16 protein-coding genes are annotated in these 20,008 nt (G+C 52.1%); 11 read left to right on the top strand and 5 right to left on the bottom strand.

Going from position 1 to position 20,008, the window contains the following annotated elements:
* Positions 1 to 23 precede the first annotated feature (23 nt).
* Positions 24 to 641 (top strand): dihydrofolate reductase family protein, encoded by a 618-nt coding sequence (locus tag IEY39_RS21890; RefSeq protein WP_188935716.1) that lies wholly within the window; start codon positions 24 to 26, stop codon positions 639 to 641.
* Positions 642 to 665: 24 nt separating this feature from the next.
* Here the strand turns inward: IEY39_RS21890 and IEY39_RS21885 are convergent, their stop codons facing one another.
* The 3 genes from IEY39_RS21885 to IEY39_RS21875 all read right to left on the bottom strand — a co-directional run bounded on the left by IEY39_RS21885 (position 666) and on the right by IEY39_RS21875 (position 3,316).
* A complete protein-coding gene (locus IEY39_RS21885) occupies positions 666 to 953 on the bottom strand; it encodes a hypothetical protein (RefSeq protein ID WP_188935714.1) in 288 nt (95 codons plus the stop codon).
* A 109-nt stretch (positions 954 to 1,062) separates the two neighbouring features.
* A complete protein-coding gene (locus IEY39_RS21880) occupies positions 1,063 to 2,445 on the bottom strand; it encodes a RagB/SusD family nutrient uptake outer membrane protein (protein WP_188935712.1) in 1,383 nt (460 codons plus the stop codon).
* A gap of 94 nt (positions 2,446 to 2,539) precedes the next feature.
* Positions 2,540 to 3,316 (bottom strand): NUDIX hydrolase, encoded by a 777-nt coding sequence (locus IEY39_RS21875; RefSeq protein ID WP_188935710.1) that lies wholly within the window; start codon positions 3,314 to 3,316, stop codon positions 2,540 to 2,542.
* 91 nt (positions 3,317 to 3,407) lie between these two features.
* Here IEY39_RS21875 and IEY39_RS21870 point away from each other — a divergent pair, with 91 nt between their 5' ends.
* From IEY39_RS21870 to IEY39_RS21845, 6 genes are all read left to right on the top strand, one after another.
* On the top strand, positions 3,408 to 4,394 hold the full coding sequence (locus tag IEY39_RS21870; protein WP_188935708.1) for a sugar phosphate isomerase/epimerase family protein: 987 nt from the start codon (positions 3,408 to 3,410) through the stop codon (positions 4,392 to 4,394).
* Positions 4,395 to 4,398: 4 nt separating this feature from the next.
* A complete protein-coding gene (locus tag IEY39_RS21865; protein ID WP_188935706.1) occupies positions 4,399 to 6,147 on the top strand; it encodes a GMC oxidoreductase in 1,749 nt (582 codons plus the stop codon).
* The gene (locus IEY39_RS21860) at positions 6,144 to 6,770 is read left to right on the top strand and encodes a gluconate 2-dehydrogenase subunit 3 family protein (RefSeq protein WP_188935704.1); all 627 of its coding nucleotides are present in this window, start codon (positions 6,144 to 6,146) and stop codon (positions 6,768 to 6,770) included. The genes IEY39_RS21865 and IEY39_RS21860 overlap by 4 nt, the downstream gene beginning before the upstream one ends.
* Positions 6,771 to 6,930: 160 nt before the next feature.
* Entirely contained in the window at positions 6,931 to 7,770 is an 840-nt protein-coding gene (locus tag IEY39_RS21855) for a class I SAM-dependent methyltransferase (RefSeq protein ID WP_188935702.1), read from the top strand.
* A gap of 112 nt (positions 7,771 to 7,882) precedes the next feature.
* Complete coding sequence (locus IEY39_RS21850) at positions 7,883 to 8,341, top strand: DoxX family membrane protein (RefSeq protein WP_188935700.1); 459 nt, start codon at positions 7,883 to 7,885, stop codon at positions 8,339 to 8,341.
* A gap of 98 nt (positions 8,342 to 8,439) precedes the next feature.
* Positions 8,440 to 9,429 (top strand): nitrilase-related carbon-nitrogen hydrolase, encoded by a 990-nt coding sequence (locus IEY39_RS21845; protein ID WP_188935698.1) that lies wholly within the window; start codon positions 8,440 to 8,442, stop codon positions 9,427 to 9,429.
* Here the strand turns inward: IEY39_RS21845 and IEY39_RS21840 are convergent.
* Positions 9,335 to 10,198, bottom strand: coding sequence for a glutamate--tRNA ligase family protein (locus IEY39_RS21840; RefSeq protein WP_188935696.1), 864 nt, complete (start codon positions 10,196 to 10,198; stop codon positions 9,335 to 9,337). The two genes, IEY39_RS21845 and IEY39_RS21840, sit on opposite strands and share 95 nt — an antisense overlap.
* Before the next feature lie 113 nt (positions 10,199 to 10,311).
* Between IEY39_RS21840 and IEY39_RS21835 the strand changes: the two genes are divergently transcribed.
* A complete protein-coding gene (locus IEY39_RS21835; protein WP_188935694.1) occupies positions 10,312 to 11,643 on the top strand; it encodes a Fic family protein in 1,332 nt (443 codons plus the stop codon).
* A 17-nt stretch (positions 11,644 to 11,660) separates the two neighbouring features.
* On the opposite strand, the gene IEY39_RS21830 is transcribed toward IEY39_RS21835, so the two are convergent.
* Complete coding sequence (locus tag IEY39_RS21830) at positions 11,661 to 13,991, bottom strand: serine hydrolase (RefSeq protein ID WP_188935692.1); 2,331 nt, start codon at positions 13,989 to 13,991, stop codon at positions 11,661 to 11,663.
* A 378-nt stretch (positions 13,992 to 14,369) separates the two neighbouring features.
* On the opposite strand from IEY39_RS21830, the gene IEY39_RS21825 reads away from it, so the two are divergent.
* The 3 genes from IEY39_RS21825 to IEY39_RS21815 all read left to right on the top strand — a co-directional run.
* Positions 14,370 to 15,533 carry a hypothetical protein gene (locus IEY39_RS21825; RefSeq protein WP_188935691.1) on the top strand — a complete coding sequence of 388 codons (1,164 nt, stop codon included), beginning with the start codon at positions 14,370 to 14,372 and terminating at the stop codon, positions 15,531 to 15,533.
* A gap of 11 nt (positions 15,534 to 15,544) precedes the next feature.
* Positions 15,545 to 17,017 (top strand): hypothetical protein, encoded by a 1,473-nt coding sequence (locus IEY39_RS21820; protein WP_188935690.1) that lies wholly within the window; start codon positions 15,545 to 15,547, stop codon positions 17,015 to 17,017.
* Between the two features lie 166 nt (positions 17,018 to 17,183).
* A partial coding sequence (locus tag IEY39_RS21815) for a hypothetical protein (RefSeq protein ID WP_188935689.1) occupies positions 17,184 to 20,008 on the top strand: 2,825 nt, incomplete at its 3' end.

Below are 20,008 nucleotides of genomic sequence, written 5' to 3'. Positions count from 1 at the left end.
ATACTTTTGTGAAAAGTTCAACCATGAGCAAGGTATTTTTCGACATTGGCCTGTCCCTGGACGGGTTCATCGCAGGGGAGAACCGGAGCCCTCAAAATCCCATGGGGGGTGTTGCTCCGGCCATTCATCAGTGGATGTTTAACCAAAAGGCCTTTTGGGAACATCTGAAGACAACAGGTGGTGAAGAAGACACGGAAGACGGGGATCGCATCCGCCAGGTATTCGCCCGCACAGGCGCCTACATCATGGGAAAACGGATGTTCGAAGAAGGGGAAGTCAGCTGGCCGGAAGATCTTTTCATGGCCCCGGTGTATGTGCTGACCCACGAAAAGCGGGAACCCTGGGTGCAAAAAGGGTCGACCACTTTTTATTTTATCAACGATGGTATGGAAAGCGCCTTTGAAAAGGCACGCGCCAGCGCGGGGAAGAAGGATATCCGGGTACAGGGTGGGGCCAATCTTATCTGGCAATATTTTAATGGGGGGTATATTGATGAGTTTACGATCCATGTTGCGCCGGTTCTGCTCGGCAGCGGCATCCGGTTTTTTGATGGGATCGACAGGACTACCTTTTCTTTGAAGACGATCGGCGCCAGTCATACGCCACTGGTGAGTCATCTCACTTATAGTGTGGGCCGTTAGATGAGGGGGGGCGGGGGGCGACGGCTAGATGAGGGATTGCAGATTGTGTTTGTCGACTTCTACTCCGAAGCGTTCGAGTAGGGTGAGCGGATAGTGACATGCTGCATTTTCGCCGTTCTCGCAGGTGAAATGCCAATTCTCGGAGTCATTAAGTGCGGGGCGGACGAAGATGCGGCTGCAGGGGCCGGCCTGGCCGTTGAGGGTAAACTCTATTGCATATTGGAAATGTAAGCCGTCCCTTAGACAAGTGGCATGGCAGCGATACCGCAGGCCGCACAGTATAAACTCAAACTCGAATTGGTCCTTATTCATTTGACAACTTTCTTTACGCTCATAGGTGCAGACTTGCTTCAGGCAGTCAAACGATCAGGTTAGTTAAAATCCCGAAACGCTGAAAATAAAAGGAAGGTTGCCTTTTTGTTCAGTACCCCGGGTTCTGCGTAAGGTAAGAGTCATTTTGCAGATCGACAAGCGCAAGCGGGTATAACGCCCAGTCAGGGCTCCAGACTCCGCCTTTCAACGGTGCGTATACGGCCATTATGGAATCGATCTTTCCCGTTCGCTTCAGGTCGAACCAGCGCTGTCCCCATTCGGAAAAGAGTTCTACCCGGCGTTCGTGCCGGATCGCGTTGAAGATCGATGCCGCGTCCGGGGGACCGGTGTAAGCAGGAAGCCCGGCCCGGGTTCTTATCACATTCAGATCGGCGACCGCGCTGAGGTTATTGCCCTGATGGACCCGGGCATCGGCCCGGATAAGGTATTGCTCGGCGAGCCGAAACACCGTTTCATATTCCGTGAATGGTGGAACCATCACTTTGTATTTGTAAGGGTAGAGATACCGGGTGGCGCTGATGGTCATGCTGTCGAGCCACTCCGTCCGCCGCTGATCGCCGGGTTCGAAAGCCGCCAGCAACTGCGCCGAGACATAGACTTGCGGCATGTTGACTGAAGAGGAGGGGGTAAAATAGAGGGCATCAGTTGGGACAGATGTGGTGTTTGCCGGCGGCAATTGCCAGATGGCTTCGCTGCTGTTCTTTACAAATACGGAATGGAGTGGCGCCAGGTTGAAGGTGACCGAATTGCCGATCACGGCAGTCGCCGCCGCTTCGGCGCTGTCATATTCCCCCGTATACAGATAGACCCTGGCAAGCAGCGCACTGGCCACCCATTTGGTTGGCCGGGTCCGTTCGGTCGTTGGGCTGAGTGTGGGACCACCCAGGTAGTCCGCGCTCAACAAATGCAGGGCATCGTTCGCATCTGCCTTTATCTGTGCCCAGACCTGCGCTGCCGGTGCGCGGGGTGGCAGACGGTTGACGGTCGTATCGGTCACGAGGGAACAGTCGCCATAGAGGTTGACCAGGTAGAAATAACTTAGGGCTCGCACGAATTTGGCTTCGCCCAATAGCTGGGTCTTTGCCATGGTCGACAGGGCCTTTGCAGAATCGACCCCGATGATGACGCTGTCGGCTGTGGCAATATTCCGGTAAAAGAGCCGCCAGAACTCAAAACCATATGTCCTTTCATTCAGGACATTGAGATAATAGGCCGGATACTGCCGGGTAGCCGTGGGAGATGCGATCAGTTCGTCGGCGGACAACCCCGCGAGCACGGAGAGGTTTGCTCCCGAGAGGGCAGCGTCCCAATTCAGGTATAAGTTGTTGATGAACCCTATCGCGGCAGAGTCGCTGCTGAAAGGATGCCTGATCCCGAGGGGAAGTGGAGGGGGTTTATAACAATGACCTGCTGTAAAAGCAACAGCGATGAAGAAGACCGGATAGAAATGGCTGAACCTTATATGGCGCACGGCAATTGCTTGTTACCCTAAATTTACGGCATCTTCCTGCCGGTGGATTTGGGGACGGCCACCTTTCTGTCCCTGGGATGTGGGGGTTTGTCCTTCAGCTGAGGACGAGGCCTTCGCTGAGGGCCTGGTCGTAGCGGGCCTTATCGAACCGGTATAAATGGGGCGAACGATGCGCGCCGATGTTTCGCTTCTCGGTTGTTTTCTTCAGCAGGCCCAGCGTGATCAGCTTTTTAGGAAAATTGCTGATGTCCAGTTTTTTCTCCAGGAGCGTTTCGTATAAAGAATGGATATCCGACAGCGTAAACTTCTCCGGCAACAGGTTGTAGCCGATGGGGTAATGATACAATTGCACCCGCATCGTATGAAGGGCTTCCTTTACCATTTCATCATGGTCGAATTCGAGATGGGGGATGGCATGGATGTCAAACCAGGTGCAGGCTTCGGCCATGATGCCCGGCTGGGGGACGGAAAGGGAAAAATCCGTGATCGCATAAAAACCGACGGAAATCGTTTGGTCAACAAGCCAGTTATCCGGTGTCATCCGTATACCGGTGAGCGCAAACCACTTCTCCTCGTCGAACTTGTCCGTGTTTGCCCGGTTCGGGTCGCCGAAGGTCTTGAACTGCTGGAGGAATAAGCCTTCGATGCCTGTCCGTTCTTTTACGTTGCGGCCGGCTGCTTCGACCAGCTTTTCCGTCCTTTTTATATATCCTCCGGGCAAACACCAGCCATTCAAGAACTTATGCTTGATGAGAAGGACTTTCAACTGCCGATCGTGATAGCCAAATATGGCGCAGTCTATCGATACATGCGGGATATACTGCCGGTAACCGTGTAGGATGAATTCCTTCAATTCCTCATTTATGTTCATTGGGTAAAAATAAATTATTTAGTGAATCTTACTAAATATAGAGCCTTTTACTTATCTTCATTTTGTAAAATTTACTAAATAATGCTTGCATATGAATAGAAGAACCTTTATTAAGAGTGGCACCTTTGGCGCCATGGGGGTGGGGTTTGGCGCTTCGCTGCCGGGATTTTTTGCGGGTGGGGCGGAGGGCGACCTCTTCTTTAAACTTGCCGTTTCGCAATTTTCCTTTGCCAGCCAGTTCTGGACCCAGCAGCTGAAACCACTCGACTTCCCGGCGAAGGCAAAAGAGCTGGGCATCCCCGGTCTGGACTATTGCTCGATGTTTTTTGCCGATAAGGCAAAGGACCAGTCCTTCTTGACCCAATTGAAACAACGTTCGGCCGACGCGGGTACTTATAACCTGCGCATTATGGTCGATGGCGAAGGGGTACTCGGTGACCTCAACGAAGGGACGCGCGCCAAGGCGATCGAGAACCATTATAAATGGATAGATGCTGCTGCCATGCTGGGGTGTCCCATGATCCGGGTCAATGTAGAAGGAGAGGGTGAGCCTTCAGCAGTTGCCAACGCCGCGGTGGACAGCCTGGGTCGCCTCATCGACTACGGCCGCAAGCAAAATGTCGATGTCATCGTCGAGAACCATATCGGCATCTCGTGCAACGCCGCCTGGCTGGCCGGGGTGATGAAACAACTGAACAACCCGCATTGCGGCACACTCGCCGACTTTGGCAACTTCTGTATCAATCGCACAAAACCAGAGACGATGGATATCGCGGGGTATATGAAGACGAAATGTCTCGAAGAATACGATCGGTATAAGGGTATAACCGAATTGATGCCGTATGCAAAAGGCGTTCATGCGAAGAGCCATCTTTTCAATGCTGACGGCACCGACCAGGAAACGGATTTCTACCGTATGTTCAAGATCATTAAAGAATCGGGCTTTTCGGGTTGGGTGAGCATCGAATATGAAGGCGGGCTGTTCAAGATGTATACGAAAGACAATAAATATCTCGATGATTATGCCGGCACGACTGCTACGAAGAAGTTAGTCGAGTTGGCCGGACAAAAAGGGTAAACTTATGCAACTCATCCAATCTTCCACTGTATACGATGTGGTCATCATCGGAAGCGGCGCAGGCGGCGGCATGTCGGGTTATGTCCTTGCCAACGCTGGTGTCAAGGTATTGATGCTTGAAGCGGGTCCGTTTTTTGACCCTGCCAAGGATTCACAACAACTGAAATGGTCGTACCAGTCGCCCCGTCGCGGAGGTAATGCTACCCGGCCCATGGGCGATTTTGATGCAGCCTATGGCGGCTGGCAGATAGATGGCGAACCCTACACGCAAAAAGAGGGTTCGGAATTCCAATGGTTTCGTTCGCGGATGCTCGGAGGCCGCACTAACCACTGGGCGAGGATCGCGTTGCGGATGGGACCAAAGGATCTCAAATGCCGGACAAATTATGGGGTTGGCGATGACTGGCCGGTTACCTATGATGAGATAAAGTCTTTTTACGATCGGGTGGACAGGCTTATCGGTGTTTATGGGTCGATGGAAGGGCTGGAGAACGATCCGGATGGGATATTCCTCCCACCGCCACAGCCCCGGCTCAACGAGTTGTTTGTAAAAAAAGCCGCCACCGGTCTTGGCATCCCCGTTATCGCCGGTCGCGGCTCTGTGCTTACGGCGCCCCTGCCGGGGAACAGTGACCGGCAGGCGTGTTTCTTTTGCGGTCAGTGCAACCGGAGCTGTAAGATATACGGTGACTTCTCCTCCTCGTCCTGTCTCGTGATCCCAGCGATGAAGACCGGTAACCTCACGGTGGTGACCAACGCCGTGGTCCGCGAGATCCTTACCGACAAAGAGGGTCTGGCCAGCGGCGTTTCCTATATCAACAAAGACGATATGCAGGAATACCGGGTCAAGGCAAAGACCGTCATCCTTGCTGCGAGCACTTGTGAATCTGCGCGGATACTGCTGAACTCCAAATCTGCGCGACATCCTAACGGTCTTGCCAACAGCAGCAATGCCGTGGGTAAATACCTCCATGATTCCACGCAGGGTGGTGGTGCAGCGGTGCTTCCGCAATTGCTCGACCGGCCGCGTTTTAATGAAGACGGCGTCGGGAGTCTCCACCTCTATGCGCCGTGGTGGCTGGACAGCAAAAAGCAGGGCTTTACCCGCGGCTATCACCTCGAGATATTCGGCGGGATGTTTATGCCGGGCTATGGCGGGTATTTTGGCTTCGAAGGGGCCATCGTTCCGTATCTGAATGGATATCTTCCCGGGGCGGATGGTAAGACAAAGCCCGCCGGGGGATTCGGCCTCGCCCTCAAGAATGACTACCGGCGGCTATATGGTACGATGGCGGGGGTAGGCTGTCATGGGGCTTCCACGGCGAGGGAAGACAATTACTGCGAGATAGATCCGACCGTAGTGGACAAATACGGAATCCCGGTACTACGGTTTCGTTATAAGTGGAACAGCGATGATGTCGCCCAAGCGAAACATATGCAGGAGACGGCCCAGGCGATAATCAAGGGGATGGGGGGTATTCCGCTTGGCGTGCCGGCGGGGCCTGAAACAAACTATGGCCTTGATAAACCTGGTAAAGGTATACACGAAGTGGGCACGATTCGGATGGGGGACGATGCCAAAAAAGCGCCGCTGAATAAATGGGGGCAGGCGCATGATTGCAAGAATCTCTTTGTAACGGATGGATCGGTATTCACGCAGCAGTCGGAGAAGAACCCTACGTGGACGATTCTCGCGTTGGCGATGCGCACCACTGAATATCTTATTGATCAACGTAAAAAGCAAAATATATGAACCGTCGTGATAGTATAAAAGCGATCGGCCTTAGTGCCATTTCGGCAACGGCTTTGCTTGAGGCGTGCAAGTCAGGGACGACTGAGGCGGCGGCCTCCAGTGGCACCGGGAATCACCCGGTTGCCGACACGACGGGCAGGCAGGACTTTGAGATCGCGCGGGATAAGACACTTGTGGGTGAGCGATTTTTTGACGCTAAAGAGATGGCGACTATCGCTATGCTGGCTGATATTATCATTCCGCGGGATGAAAAGAGCGGCAGCGCAACTGATGCGGGTGTGCCTGCCTTTATCGAGTTCATCGTCAAGGACGAGCCGCAGCACCAGTTGCCGATGCGGGGTGGGCTTCGCTGGCTGGATATGGAATGTCTGGACAGGTGGGGAAAGGATTTTGTGGGTTGCACGCCGGAGCAGCGGATCGAGGTGTTGAATGATATTGCGTATCCTTTTAAGGCGGGGCCTGGGATGCAGCCGGGGGTTACGTTCTTTAATAAGATGCGGGAACTGACGGCGATTGGATTTTTTACGAGTAAGATGGGGATCGAGGATTTGGGTTATAAAGGGAATTCGCCGGGTAAATGGGAGGGGGTGCCGCCGGAGGTGCTGAAGAGATACGGGCTGTGAGCGGACCGGGGCGACGCGGCTTCGGGTCGGGGTGATGCGGTGCTGGTCGGGGTGACGCGGTTCCCGTCGGGGTGATGCGGCTCGGGTCGGGTTGATGCGGCTCGGGGTGAGGCGGTTTCGGTCGGGGCGATGCGGCTCGGTAAAATCCGTATCTTGGGGAATGAAAGCGCGGCTCAAGTCTCTCTTGCAAAAGCTGGGAATTTATTATCCTTTACAAACCGCTTACCGGGGAGGCCGCAGCTTCATCGCGAAGCAATATTACAGGGTGGGCTATGGTCGTTATAAGGGCCGCGGGTATACCTGCAATTACTGTGGGGCCACTTATGGAAGGTTTGTTCCTGAATATCCGGGGTCTGCTATTGCCGGGGCCATCAACGATAATCATGTTATTGCCGGATTTGGGGAGAATGTATACTGCCCCCAGTGTCTTAGCAAAAACCGGGAGCGGCTTGTTAAAGCCGTTATTGGGAAATATGTTGTTTTGGGGGAGGCTGCCCGTGTCCTTCATTTCTCACCGGAGAAACATCTGCATCGCTGGCTGCGTGGGCAGACGGCCGTGACCAGCGTGGATATTGCGCCGCGCTTTTATACTTCTATCGATAAGCAGATTCGATATGCCGATGCCACGCAGCTTTCGTTTGGGGCCAATAGTTTTGAGCTTGTCATCGCCAACCACATTCTGGAACATATCCCTGATGACGCCAAGGCTATGCGGGAGATACACCGGGTGCTGGCGGGAGGTGGGGTCGCCATCCTTCAGGTTCCTTATTCCACCACGCTTGCTACGACAATAGAGGACCCCGGTATCGACGACCCCAGGCGGCAGGCGGCGCTTTATGGTCAAAGGGATCATGTCCGGATCTATAGCTTTGCCGACTATGTCCGTCGCCTGGAAACGGCTGGTTTCAAGGTCCGGGTCCTTAGCCCTGAGGACCTTGCGGTGTTTCGCGGGCACGCCATCCAGGAGAAGGAGTCGGTGTTTTTGTGTTACAAGGGGTAGGCGCGGCGCTGGTTTGGGCCTGGTATGTCCCACTGGCCTACCTGGTTTCTTGGTTCTGGCGTACTAAAGGCATGCGGGAAACAGGGATATTTGTGTTACAAAAACAACGATCATGCTTCCTTCCTTCGCAAAATTCTATCTACGCCTTGCCATGGGCATAAGTTATACCGTCTTCGGACTCGACAGACTCGGGGTCTGGGGTCCTTATGGGAAACCCTGGGTCAGCTGGGGCGACTGGCAGCACTTCTCCGCCCGCGCCCATCAATTGATGTTCTTTCTCCCCTATGGTGTCGCCGAGACGTTCGCCGTCGTCGCTACCATGTTCGAGATAAGCTGTGGCATCCTGCTGACGATCGGTCTCTTCACTCGCTGGGCTGCATTTGCCAGCTGTGGGCTCTCCTTTTGCTTTGGTATCTGTATGGCGATTACGGAAGGTATTACATCGCCGCTTGGTTACTCGGTATTTGCCGTGAGCGCGGCCAGCCTGCTGCTTGCATCGTTGCCGGGCTATCGCTGGAGTGTCGATGCGCTGTTACAGCCGCAGGTACGAGCGGAGGGGAGCCTGGCTTGAGATGAAGGGGTGCTGCCTTGTTTGAGACGAACGAGCGGAGTCGGGTTTGAGGCAAGTGAGCGCAGTCGGGCTTGAGACAAAAAGCCTATTTTTATAGCATGAAAAATATCACCATTGCTACGGCACAGTTCGAGATGGCCAACGGTGACAAAGAGTATAACCTTTCCATCATCCGGGACTTGTCTGCGAAGGCCGCCGCTGCGGGGGCCGACGCCATCGCCTTCCATGAATGTAGTATCAGCGGGTATACTTTTGCCCGGCGGTTGTCGATACAGGAAATGATCGACCTGGCCGAGATGATCCCCGATGGGCCCAGTATTCGGGCGCTGACAGCGATCGCCCGGGAGAACAAGATCGTCGTTCTGGCCGGGCTTTTTGAAAAAGACGAGACGGATAGCATCTACAAAGCGTATGTGGCCGTGGGCGCTGATGGGGTTATTGCAAAATTCCGGAAGCTTCATCCCTTTATCAATCCATATATCAATCCCGGCAATGAATATGTCGTCTTCGAGCTGCAAGGCTGGAAATGCGGCATCCTCATTTGTTATGACAACAATATCATCGAGAATGTAAGGGCTACCGCGCTGCTTGGCGCCGACATCATCTTTATGCCGCATGTCACCATGTGTACGCCCTCCACCCGTCCCGGCGCCGGTTTTGTAGACCCGAAACTCTGGGTGGAGAGGGAGACGAACCCGACACCGCTGCGGATCGAATTCGATGGACTGAAGGGGCGTGCCTGGCTGATGAAATGGTTGCCTGCGAGGGCTTACGATAATGGAATCTATGCCATCTTCTCCAACGCCATTGGTATGGATGACGATCAATTGAAGAACGGCTGTTCGATGATCGTCGATCCTTTTGGGGACATTATTGCCGAATGCCGGCATCTCGGGAACGATATCGCCCTGGCGGTGCTGACGCCGGAAAAACTCCGACTTTCGGGTGGGTACCGCTACAGACAGGCGCGCCGGCCTGAACTCTACAAAGACATTATTGGCCAGCCGCATGTTGCCGAGCAAAAAGTAGTCTGGCTAGACTCGCCCAATCCTCAGCCGGCTCAGCCAGACCTGACAACTGTGCAATAAGGGAAAAGATAGCTGCGGGTGTGAGACCCTGCTTATGCAGATGCTGGATGGATGTTGCCCCGGCGGACTTGGAGAGCTTTTCACCGGTGAGCGTTGTCAATAGGGAGTGATGATAGAAGGTGATCTTTTTAAAGGCTGCTGCTTCGTTGAAGCCTGCTGCTGCCAGGATGGTCGAGAGGTGCAACTGTGCAAGCGTTGAATCGCGCAAGTCTTCTCCGCGAACGATGAGATCGACCCCGTAATGGAGATCATCTATAACTGAAGATAGTTGATAGGCGGGGAAGCCATCTTTTTTCCGCACGACGAAATCATGCAATTCGGGTGGGAGGTTTGCATCGGGTGGGGTTCGTAGCCGCCAGTTTACGTCGGGGGCATCGAGTGAGCCTCCTTTGTCGCGGCAGGTGCAAACATTGCCGGCCCGGAGTAGTTGTGCACGGCTGCAGGAACAGGCGTAGATGGAGTTGGTGGATCTGAGTAGCTGCAATGCCTTTTCGTACAAGGTGATCCGGTGGAGCTGGGAGTAGTTTTTTTCGAAGCCGGCGGCGTCGGTCGGGCCTTCATCCCAGGGGATGTTCAAAAAACGCAGCGTTTCGAAGATATCTTCTACATATTGCGGGTCGGCTCTTTCGCGATCGAGGTCGTCTATCCGCAGGAGGATGGAGGCGCCGTTGTTTCTGGCGAGTGCGGCGGTGAGGGAGAAGGATAATATGTTCCCCACGTGTAAGAATCCGCTGGGGGTGGGTGCGATTCTGGTTTTTTTGAACCACATTCTTGTTAATATATTGATTTTCAATTAATAAATAAATGCCAAAGACTCCTAAAAGTGCAAAAATTAGGAGTAAAATTATCAAAATATCCTAATTTGCACAAAATTAGGAGAAAATGAGAAAAGTGGAACCCCCCCCATTCCTAAGTGAAACATGGGAATTTATTGAATTACGGCATGGGCTTATTCCTCAAGTTAAGCTTTCAGAAATATCTGAAATAAACGATTCTACCTATCCTTATTGGGAAAAATGGAAATACCTGGCGAAGGACTGGCAATGTGCCGCCAAAACGCTATGGAAGATCGTAAAAGTGAAGCGCAGCCTCACACAAAAGCGAATCAAATTTAATAGTAGTGGCAAATTCAATCTTTACATAAATACTCCATCTGTTGTACAGCAGAAATTGCACGAGCTTGATCTGAGTCTTGGCGGCAACCTCAGTGCCAATGACATCATTCCAACCGAAGAAAAGCACCGGTACCTGATCAGCTCCTTAATGGAGGAAGCAATAGCATCAAGTCAGTTGGAAGGGGCAGCCACGACAAGAAAAGTCGCAAAAGAGATGCTCGAAAGCAATAGGAAACCAAGGAACGTCTCCGAACAAATGATTGTTAACAATTACGCGGCGATGCAATGGATCGTAAAGAATAAAGATATAACCGTCAATGCAGAAACCATCCTTCAGATACATCGGATCATAACTACCAATACCCTGGCTGACAAACATGAAGAAGGAGCATTTCGTAGATCGAACGATGTTCGTATTGTAGATGTACAGACAGGAGCCATCTTACATACGCCCCCTCCACAAGAAGATCTGGAAAGTTTGATGGCTGAGCTTTGCAAATTCATCAATGACACACAAAAGGAAGATTTCTTCCTGCATCCTATATCAAAGGCGATCATTGTCCATTTTTTAATCGGATATATCCATCCCTTTGCAGATGGCAATGGACGAACAGCCAGGGCACTGTTCTATTGGTATCTCATTAAAAAGGGATATTGGTTGATAGAATACATGTCTGTCTCAAGAATAATACTGGGGTCTAAAGCCCAATACGCTCGCGCTTATCAATATACTGAAAAGGACGGGAATGACCTGACCTATTTTATCCTTTATAATCTCAAATGCATTGAAAATTCCTTGAATGAGCTAAAAAAATATATAGAAAGAAAAAACCGCGAGAAAAAGAACATTCTCGCCCTCCTAAGGAATACAACCTATAACGATAGACAGATAGTGCTCATCGAGGAAATAATAAATAATAAGAAAGCTGTTTTTTCGGTGCAGGAGGTACAAAATAAATTTGGAGTGAGTAATCAGACGGCCCGAACTGACTTAAATTACTTAGTATCAAAAGGCATTCTGGAAACCAGGAAAAGTGGCAACAGGATCCAATTCTTGTTGACTGACGGTGGAGAAAAGAAAATCATTGAAAAAGGATAGCGCCGGGCATTGCCCGCTTATCGTCCTCCCGCCCACCGGATGTGGTATTCCTGGATGCGGGGGGAATGTTCGGGTGTCAGGGTGAACCGCACTTCGAGATCGGCTTTTTCTCCTATCAGCAGGAACGAGCCCCGCAGGTTGTTCTCGGCATGGAACTCGCCGATGCGGATGATCTTGCCGGCGCGGGCAAACAAGGCGGTGGCCTCCTGCCGTAGTGAATCGACAAAATAGTCCTGCCAGAAATTGACGGCAAAGATGTCGCTTTCTCTTGCCTTGTCCCAGCCGGGCAGCAGCGCTACCAGCTCTTTTTGCCGTTGCTGCAGGATCGCCGACACCGGTACGGCACGGGGCTTCAGATGAGCCAGCGTGATGAGCGTATCCAACACCTGCATATTGATACCGGCCGTTGCTGCATAAGTGAGATTGGCAAAGCAGATGGCGCCGACGCCATAGTCGGGGAGGATCATCCAGTTGCTGCCAAAACCAGGGAGGCCTCCTGTGTGGCCGACCATCGTCCGGCCTTTGCAGTCCTTCGACCAGCGGATGCCATAGGCATACATCGAGACCATGGGGCAGACATCGACACCATTGTAACTAAAGCCAGCGTTTAAATTGTTGAACATCCAGGGTTGTTGCATTTCGCGGCGCGAGCTGCGCTTGAGCACGGTTTCATCGCCGCCATCACGGGAAGGCCAGGCCGCCAGTTGAAATGTGGTGTACCTGGCAAAGTCTTCCATGGTTGTGATCAGTCCGCCCATCGCGCCGTAAGCGCCGTCATGGAGCATCGGCTGCTCTACCCAATCGCCGTTGAGCCAGCGATAGCCATGCGCCAGCTTGTCCGCCGGGACGCGGGTATATTCCCAATAGGTATGGGTCATGCCCAGTGGCTTCAGGATATGATCGGTAATGTATTCTTCATAAGGCTGGCCGGTGACCTTTTTTATGATATGCCCGAGCAGGGTAAATCCCAGGTTGCTGTATTCATAATATATCCCCGGGCTGTTGGAAAAAGATATTCCTTGTTGCACGAGGGCCATCAGCTGATCATCCGTGGCTTCGAGCTGTCTGTCGCCCCAGGGATTGTCTTCGGGGAAACCCGCCGAATGGGTCAGCAAATTACGAATAGTGATTGCTGGTGCATCAGAATTAGATCTGTTTTGACGAGTTAGCCCGGGGATGTAAAGGGAGGCGGGATCGTCCAGCTTTAGCTTCCCTGCATCGCGGAGTTGGAGGATAGCCACGGTCGTAAAACTTTTGGTCATGGAAGCGATGCGGAAGTCGGAGGTGGAATCGGCGGCGATCTTTTTTTGCAGGTTGCTAAAGCCGGTGGCGCCGGTGTGGAGGAGTTTTCCACCAGCGACGATGCCATAGACGAGGGCGGGGTAGTGGTTGTGTTGGGCGTATGATCTATACAGCCGGTCGATAGTGGGGATGGCGGCGGTGATATCTTGGGTGACGTGGTCGTAGATGATCTTTGAAACGGTGGACAGAAGGTCCTGGGCTGTCTTTTCATCATCGATGCCTTTTGATAAGAGTACTAGGACGTATTTGCGGCCATCCGGGAGGAAAACGATGCCCGAGTCATGACAGATGCCCGTGATCCAACCGCTTTTGGTGGCCACCTGGACATCGGCGGGTAATTTTCCCCCGATGGATTCTTTGAAATGCTGGTCCTTGAGGATGGCGATCATTGCCTCACAGGAAGCGGGATCGACGGCCTTTCCTAGAGCGAGCTGGCTGAAGAGCAGCATCAGGTCGTAGGCCGTGGTGGTGTTGTTGAGTCCTTGATCGAAGGCCTTGTTGTCCTCCACACCCCGCAGGACCCGGATATCATTAGCGCCCATCGACCGCATGGTGGCCATTACGTTTTTAGGGCCCACGAGCTCTATCACCAGATTGGTAGCGAGGTTACTGCTCTCCGTGATCATTTTGTACAGGAGGCGCTGCAAGGGCAGCTTGCTCCCTACGAGACTATAGAGGTCTTTCTCGCTGTCGGTGGCTGAGTCGAGGATGAACCGGCTGCTGTCGGCGATGCTGATAAAATCCTGGTGGATGAGGATGGAGTCGCGAAGCGAGAGTTTATGTTCGGAGATGAGCTTATACGCCGCTATGAGGACGGGGGTCTTCATGGTACTGGCTGCATGAAAAGAGGCATGTTCGTTGATGAAGAATTGCGTTCCGGTGGAGAGATCGTGGAAGGCGACGGCATAGGTTGCCTGGGGTTGTTGGGAGAAGACGGCCATTATCTCCTGGCGCATCCCGGTGGTGTCGGTGGCGGGGGCGGCGGGGGCTGCGGTGAAAATTCCTTGTGTAAAGAAGACCAACAAATAAAGAGAGAGCTTCCTCATGCGGCGGTGGTTTTATCCAAAAGATAAATCTTTTTGCCGATTTATTGCATATACGAAAAAACAAGGACATGTTCTCTTCGTCCATCAAAAATAGGTGTAAAAACGGTTTCCGGACTTTTCTATCCGTTTATGAGGGTTGACGCTTGTAATTTAGAAAGAAAGTATTTAGATTGGACCTGTATTCATTTCTCTCGCTGTTCTCAACTCTAACCAGTACCCGACCCACGGACCTTGTCGCATCTTAGTAGCGTGATGCTATGTCCTATAACCTTTGTTTGAATAGCTGGTGTCCGACTGCGTATCTATTCTACGCAGCCGGCAAGTAACCCCTTATTTCTATAAAAATCAATTGTGGAACCCAAACCGTTTTGAAATAAAATGAAACGACTTTCCTTCTTTTGCCTCGCCGCTCTGGCCTGGCAGACCGCGCTGTCGCAATGGTCGACCAGCGGGAATAATATTTACAATACCAATAGCGGAAATGTAGGGATCGGGACGAGTAGCCCAACTTTTCCATTGCATTTGGTTGGGTCTGTCAATGATATCCTCGGTATTACAGGCAGTGGGGGAGGCCGCGGAGGGATCTATATACAGAATACCAACGCAAACGGATTCGCTACGCTGCTTATGGAGAACAATCTTGGTGGTCTTAGTTCCACCGTTTCGTTATCTGTTGGTGGTTCGACAAACCCCTATTCAAACTTTTTTGGCCTTTCCCCCGCCAACAGAGCCAATTTAGTGACTCAGGGAGCAAACAGTTTAGGTCTGGGCGTTGGAACCCTGACGGCACAGCCGTTGGTGTTGGGGACGAATAATATGGAACGTTTGCGCGTCTTCGGGGGCGGGAATGTCGCTATTGGCCAGACGTCGGATAATGGCAACTTATTGCAGGTGAACGGCAATTTGTGGGCTACCGGTTTGGTGCTGCCCACCGGTGCGGCTGCGGGAAAGGTGCTGACATCGGACGGGAACGGCAATGCCACCTGGCAAACGGCAGGTTCTTCGTCCGGCTGGGTGTTGGGCGGCAATACAGTCGGCGCTGTTAAGACCATCGGCACCATCGACAATTACGATCTGCCAATCATCACGAACAATACGGAGCGGATGCGGATTACCGCTACTGGCGGCGTGTGCATTAACACGACGAACGCACAGGGATATGCGTTAGCGGTGAATGGGTCGGCTATTTTCACCGCCGCATGGATAAAGCCGTATCCCAACTGGCCTGATTATGTATTTGGGAAGGATTACCGGCTGCCCAGCCTGGACAGCGTGTCAAGGTACATAGCGGCCAACAGCCATCTTCCGGAGGTGCCTTCTGCGGAGACGGTTGCGAAGAGGGGCATCGATATCGGCGGCAACCAGGCGGCGCTGCTCAAGAAGATCGAAGAGCTGACTTTGTACCTTATCGATCAGGACAAGACCATACAGGAATACAAGGAAAAATTCAAAGCGCAGGACGAGCAGGCAAAGGCGCAGGAACAACAAGTAAAAGCCCTTGAAGAAAGGATCGAACGGCTGGAAAAATTAGTCAAGCAATAAATCATTCTTCCATGCTTTCCCTTAAATGCCTGCTATGCTTATTGGCCGGGATGCTCTTGTTTCGGACTATTTCCCATGGCCAGGTAGCCGACTCGCTTACGGAGAAGGTGATTCGCTTTCCGGCGAGGCTCTTCAGCCGGATACAGGGCAAGACAGCCAGCCTGGACAGGCAGCTTGCACGGCAGACGGACAAGATGCTTGAGCGAATGGCGAGGCGGGAAGAGCGGCTACGCCGCAGGCTCTCCCGCATTGATAGCGCAAGCGCGCAACGCCTTTTTGCCGGTTCGGCAGAGCAGTATGCGGCCCTGGCCCGAAGTATCGTCATGGATTCGGGGAGTGTTGCGATCCCGCTCAGCGGGGAGTACCTACCGTATGTCGACTCCCTGAAGGGTAGCCTTTTTTTCCTCCAACAAAATCCACAGTGGGTGGGGGCAGCTTCGCCCACGCAACTGGCGCAAGTACAAGGATCGATGGCCCAGTTCCAGCAATTGCAGGCAAAGCTGGGGGATGCCGACCAGATAAAGGCCTTCATCCGCCAGCGGAAAGAAGCCATCAAACAATATCTCAGCCGGTATACGAACCTGCCACCCGGCATCGCTGGCGAATACCAGGGGCTCAACCGGGAGGCGTATTATTATGCGGAGCAGGTGCGGGAGTACAAGCAATTGTTAAACGACCCTGACCGGCTGGAGAAAAAGGCCCTATCGCTTTTAGGGCAATTGCCTGCCTTCCGGCAGTTCATGAAAAACAATGGTCAGCTCGCGGGGCTGTTCGGTGTCCCCGCGGGTTACGGCTCGCCCACAGCGCTGGCAGGGTTGCAGACCCGCGACCAGGTGACGCAAGCTATCCAGAGCCAGCTGGCAACGGGCGGACAGGGTGCGCTGAGCGCGCTGCATCAAAATCTCCAGTCGGCCGAGCAACAGCTGGACGGGTTCAAGGACAAACTGAACCATCTTGGGAGTGGCAGCGGCGACATCGATATGCCCAACTTCAAACCCAATGGACAGCGGACGAAAAGCCTGTGGCGGCGACTCGAAGCCGGTGTCAATTTGCAGACGAGCCGCACCAATCGCTATTACCCCAATGTCCTGGATCTCGGCGGCTCACTCGGTTACCGGCTCACGGACAAAAGCACCATCGGCGTGGGGACCAGTCTGAAGATCGGCCTGGGCAGCGATTTCCGGCATATGGCGCTGACGGCGAGCGGTGCGAGCCTGCGCAGCTACGTGGACATTGTGCTTAAAGGGAGCTTCTTCGCCAGCGGCGGACTGGAATACAATCACACTTCGGCCCTCCGGTCGTACCAGGATATCCGTCGGCTGTCCGGTTGGACGACCAGCGGGCTTATCGGAATCACCAAGACCGTGTCGGTGAAGAGCCGGGTATTCAAGAAGACGAAGCTGAGCTTGCTGTGGGACTTTCTCAGTTACCGGCAAAGGCCTCAAACCCCAGCAATTGTTTATCGATTAGGGTACTCATTCTAACGATCATTCCATGATGAATCATTTTATGCGAAATATGAAAAAAACGGTTTTGGCACTCCTTATTTTCAATCTTTTTTTCAAAGAAATCTTTTGCCAGATCCGAAAAGACCCTGTTGCGATATCCAGCCCAAATGCCGCTTCGCTGGGAAAATTCGGTGAGGTTCCCGTGTCTTTATACGCTGGATTACCTCAGATAAATATACCCATTTACACAGTAGAAGAAGGAGGCATCAAAGTGCCCATTTCATTAGACTATCATGCTAGCGGCGTTCGCCCGGATCAGCATCCCGGCTGGGTTGGCCTGAACTGGAACCTGAGTGCCGGAGGGGCCATTACCCGTATCGTAAAGGATATTCCGGATGATGACAATGAAATACTGGGAAGTCAGCCATTATGCCAGGGCAGGAGCGTAAACGGGGCCGGGTATTATTTTAATAATACCTGCATATTGCATGGGAATTGGAGCAGCGTCTCTTACATACGGGATACGATTTGTAATCAAGGCATCACCTATAAATACGATACGGAGCCGGATGAGTTCGATTTTAGCTTCCTGGGGTATTCCGGCAAATTCTTCCTGGATACGGCCATCAATACCTGGCAGGTGCAATGCGACCAACGAATAAAAGTGACCCTTATACCTGACCCCAGCCATCCAACTCAAAGCCTGGCCCTGTCTCCCCCATACAGCCCCGGCTCTTGCACGCTAAACAATCCCTGGCATACCGGGTATCCAAGCAGCTTTTCAGGATTTATCCTGACTACAGAGGATGGTACTCAGTACACTTTCGGCGGTGACACCTCGCATATCGAGTACAGCATAAATTTTTATGCGCAAGGCACGGATACGTGGATCGCCAATTCCTGGAATCTCTCCAGGATACAAGACGCCTACGGTCGGGTGGTCACCTTTACTTACACTCGTGGGCCCTTGGTCAGCCAGATCACCAATTCTATTGAGATACGGAATAAAAAGGTATATCCCCAAAATACGACCAATTATTTTTGGTTTATTGAGACCTTCGGCTTAGCATCTGCAAACAATTTTCTAACCCCAAGCTGTTCCAACAGTACCAGCGGAATTCCTCCTACGGGACAATTCACAGGCAAGCTGATTGCACCCTTGTATTTGAGCCAGATCAACTCCTCCTATGCCAGCGTGAGTTTTAAAACTTCCATCACAACCGAGCTGCGGATAGGTCTTATCGCGTATACCTATTTCGATAGCTATAAAATCTCCCAGGGTTCGACCATCGACGATTATTATTATTTCCTATATCCAGTAAGTGGCGGCAATGCTTTTTGCAACGGAGGTGGCGGAACGGGCGGCAATGCCCGCTTCAATAATCTGCAATGGCTGGAGCTGGATAGTATCTACGTAACCAATAAGAGAACAAATACCCTCTTAAACGAATATGCCTTTGGTTATACACATGACACCACCAAACGACTCATGCTGCAAAGCTTTCAGCAATTGTCGATGAACCAGCAGACCATTTCGCCGTCTCCTTATCGGTTTTATTATGACTCTTCCCACACCCTTCCGAATTACCTGACGGCTACCGGGTGGACGGATCATTGGGGGTTTTATAACGGGAAGGATGCCACCCATTCCCTGGATACCCTGTCCACCTATTACAATTACCGGCAGGCCGACTCCAATTATCTACGGGCCGGAACACTGGTGCGAGTCACCTATCCCACAGGCGGAATAACCGATCTGGCCTATGAAGCGAACATGTATTCCATGGAACTGGACACTTTCCGGAGTAGTCCCCTCATTGACTATGGCAGCACGATCAAGCTGGCCGGCGGCTTGCGGATAAAAAAGATCACCAGTTATGACGTGAACTACCCCAATAGCCCGCTGATAAGGCAATACTATTATTTTAAAAATTATAGCCCGTCTACCGGCCTTACCGGTGCGTCCAGCGGCATCCTGGGCGGAAAATCGCAATATTATTGGGACACTTATACTACCGTGTCGGATATTGATCCCAACCAGGTGTATACAGAGCAGATATTTTCTACTCAATCGGTCATGCCCATGAGCGAGAATACTGCCGGGTCTCATCTCGGATATAGCGAGGTCGAGGAACAATATGCGGACGGCAGCCTGGTGGATTATCAGTTTACCAATTTCGATAACGGGCATATGGATGAGTCTTTTATCAACAACCTGCAACGCACTAAGTCACCGTATGAGCCCTATGCCAGCAAGGCCTTTGAACGGGGCAAGCTGGTCAAGAAGACCACCTATAACACCAGCGGACAAATCGTAAATGTGGATTCATTCGGATATTTCGCCCTCAACCAGAATTACGTGCGGGCAGTTAAAGCCAGCGTCTATACCACTTGCGATAACTCCAACCAATTTGTTTGTGAAGGAACTTCTTATAAGAATTATACCTACCCATTCCTGATGGCGGGGGAATATCATACCCGATATGATGTAAATGGCACCAACCCCGTGATAGATTCCACGATCTACACCTATGATACGGCTAACTATTTACAACAGACGGCTATAACCACCAATAGCATCGGTCAAGCCATTACCACCAGCAATAAGTATCCCTGTGATAGTCTTACCGGGCTATCTTCATCCGCACAAACAGCTAAAGGAAATTTGCTCGCCGCGGGAAGGCTCTCCCCTTTATTGGAACAAACGGTTACTAAAGGAAGCTTTCAGGCCAGCAGGGTCCGGAATGATTATACTATTTGGAGTAATAATACGGCCATGCCCCAATATGTCGAACTCCAGGTCGGATCAAATCCCGTGGAGACCCGGCAGGCATTCATTGCTTACGATGCGTACCAGAATCTCCTGCTGGACTCGCTTTCGAGCGACCTGACCTCAGGGTACCTATGGGATTATAGTGGACTATACCCCATTGCAAAGATTACCAATACAGGTCCCACCCATAATTTTGCCTATACCAGCTTCGAGGCCGATGGCAGCGGCAACTGGACGATCAGCGACACGACCCG

Source organism: Puia dinghuensis, from assembly GCF_014642875.1.
Taxonomy (GTDB): Bacteria; Bacteroidota; Bacteroidia; order Chitinophagales; family Chitinophagaceae; genus Puia; species Puia dinghuensis.
This window is presented reverse-complemented; position numbering and strand designations above follow the sequence as displayed.

Coding starts and splice junctions, on each gene's coding strand:
- IEY39_RS21820 (WP_188935690.1), top strand. CDS start 15,545: ATGCTTTCCCTTAAATGCCTGCTATGCTTATTGGCCGGGATGCTCTTG.
- IEY39_RS21885 (WP_188935714.1), bottom strand. CDS start 953: ATGAATAAGGACCAATTCGAGTTTGAGTTTATACTGTGCGGCCTGCGG.
- IEY39_RS21865 (WP_188935706.1), top strand. CDS start 4,399: ATGCAACTCATCCAATCTTCCACTGTATACGATGTGGTCATCATCGGA.
- IEY39_RS21890 (WP_188935716.1), top strand. CDS start 24: ATGAGCAAGGTATTTTTCGACATTGGCCTGTCCCTGGACGGGTTCATC.
- IEY39_RS21830 (WP_188935692.1), bottom strand. CDS start 13,991: ATGAGGAAGCTCTCTCTTTATTTGTTGGTCTTCTTTACACAAGGAATT.
- IEY39_RS21835 (WP_188935694.1), top strand. CDS start 10,312: ATGAGAAAAGTGGAACCCCCCCCATTCCTAAGTGAAACATGGGAATTT.
- IEY39_RS21825 (WP_188935691.1), top strand. CDS start 14,370: ATGAAACGACTTTCCTTCTTTTGCCTCGCCGCTCTGGCCTGGCAGACC.
- IEY39_RS21845 (WP_188935698.1), top strand. CDS start 8,440: ATGAAAAATATCACCATTGCTACGGCACAGTTCGAGATGGCCAACGGT.
- IEY39_RS21875 (WP_188935710.1), bottom strand. CDS start 3,316: ATGAACATAAATGAGGAATTGAAGGAATTCATCCTACACGGTTACCGG.
- IEY39_RS21850 (WP_188935700.1), top strand. CDS start 7,883: ATGCTTCCTTCCTTCGCAAAATTCTATCTACGCCTTGCCATGGGCATA.
- IEY39_RS21855 (WP_188935702.1), top strand. CDS start 6,931: ATGAAAGCGCGGCTCAAGTCTCTCTTGCAAAAGCTGGGAATTTATTAT.
- IEY39_RS21870 (WP_188935708.1), top strand. CDS start 3,408: ATGAATAGAAGAACCTTTATTAAGAGTGGCACCTTTGGCGCCATGGGG.
- IEY39_RS21860 (WP_188935704.1), top strand. CDS start 6,144: ATGAACCGTCGTGATAGTATAAAAGCGATCGGCCTTAGTGCCATTTCG.
- IEY39_RS21840 (WP_188935696.1), bottom strand. CDS start 10,198: ATGTGGTTCAAAAAAACCAGAATCGCACCCACCCCCAGCGGATTCTTA.